The sequence below is a fragment of the Protofrankia sp. CiP1_Cm_nod1 genome, from assembly GCF_920888515.1.
Taxonomy (GTDB): domain Bacteria; phylum Actinomycetota; class Actinomycetes; order Frankiales; family Frankiaceae; genus Protofrankia.
This window is the reverse complement of record NZ_CAKKTM010000225.1, coordinates 6,090-7,643: the sequence shown is the minus strand read 5'-3', so window position 1 is coordinate 7,643 and position 1,554 is coordinate 6,090. Positions and strand designations below refer to the sequence as shown.

1 protein-coding gene is annotated in these 1,554 nt (G+C 76.9%); it reads right to left on the bottom strand.

Annotated features, from left to right (window positions below):
- Nucleotides 1–84: 84 nt before the first annotated feature.
- Nucleotides 85–1,260 carry a branched-chain amino acid ABC transporter substrate-binding protein gene (locus NBX02_RS10495; RefSeq protein WP_445548359.1) on the bottom strand — a complete coding sequence of 392 codons (1,176 nt, stop codon included), beginning with the start codon at nucleotides 1,258–1,260 and terminating at the stop codon, nucleotides 85–87.
- Nucleotides 1,261–1,554 lie beyond the last annotated feature (294 nt).

Below are 1,554 nucleotides of genomic sequence, written 5' to 3'. Positions count from 1 at the left end.
GTGCTGGCCGGGCTGGCCGGCCGGCAGAGCACCCGGCCAGCCCGGCCTGCGCCGCCGGCCCGAAGCCCGGATGGTGCCGCCGGCTCAGGGCCCGGTCAGCGCCGCGGTGGTTCCGAGCAGGTGCCGCCGGCCGCCGCGGACCTGGTAGACGTACACGGTGGTATCGGCGGCGTCACCGCTCGGGGCGAAGGCGACCCGCCTGGTGACGCCCTGGATGTCGACCGAGGCGAACGTCTGCGTCACCGCCTCCCGGCCGGCCCTCGGCCCGAGAGCGCGCAGCGCCTCGACGACCGCGGTCGTGGCGTCGTACGCCTCCCCGGAGCAGCTGCCCGGTTCCGCGCCGCCCGTGACCCGCCCGTAGTCCGCGACGAAGCCGGCGGCCCGCGGGTCACCGGGGGGGCCGCCGCACGGGCCGATCAGGTAGGCGCCCTCGGCGCCCTCGGCGCCCGCCGCGGCGGCGAACCGGTCGTCGGCCGGCCCGTCGCCGCTCATGACGGCCCCGGTGAACCCCCCGGCGCGCAGCGCCCCGGCCAGCGACGCGAACTCCTGGGGATGACCGGCATAGAACACCGTGTCCGGTTTCCCGGATATTATTTTCGCCGCCTCGGCGGTATAGCTCCCCGTGGACTCGACGGCATCGTGCGTGACCGCCGCCCCCCGGGCCCGCAGCTCCTTCTCGAAGGCGCCGGAGAGCGCCGTGCCGTATACGCTCCCGTCGTCCAGGGAGAACACCCTGCGGGATCTGAGCGCCTTCGCGGCGTAGTCGGCGGCGGCGGTTGCCTGCGCGGTGTCGGAGGCGGCCACACGGTAGAAGCTGACGAAACCGAGCCCGGTCAGCCGCGGATCCGTCGCGGTCGGGCTCACCGACAGCAGGCCGGCCTGGCTGTAGAGCGGTTCGCTCGCCCCGGCGGTGTCCGAGGACAGCGGCCCGACCACGGCGATGACGTCCGGATCGTCGATGAGCCTGCGGGCGGCGCCGGGCGCCTGCCGCGCGTCGCCGGAGTCGTCGGCCGTCACCAGGCGGAGGGTGAACGGGAGCCGCCCGCTGCTGTTGGCCCGTTCGACCGCTGCCCGGGCGCCGTTGGCCGTGTCGAGGCCGAACCGCTGGTCGGCGCCGGACAGCGGCCCCTGGAAACCGATGGCGTACTGGGCGCGCCGGCCACCGGCGGGCCCTCCCCCGCATGCGCCGGCGGACAGCGCCACCGCGAGCGCCCCGGCGGCGGCCGTCACCGTCCGGATGGCCATGCTGTTCCGTTTCACCGCTGTCCCCCACCGCCGTGTCCTCCGCCCGTCCCGCGGCCCCCCGCCCGTTCCGGTGGGCATGTCCCGGGCGCTTCCCCGGCACAGCGCGCGACATCCGCTGCCACGCCGCTCCCGCCAGCGCCGCTCCCTGCCGCCGGTCCCTGCCGCCGGTCCCTGCCGCCGGCTTGCCCTGCCTTCAATCAGTCCTGCCTTCGACCGGTCCCGCCTCCGGGCGGCTCCGTCGGGCGGCTCCGTCGGCGAGCCGGCGCGAATCCCGCCCGCCGCCCCTGCTCCGCCCCGCCCGCCTGCCTG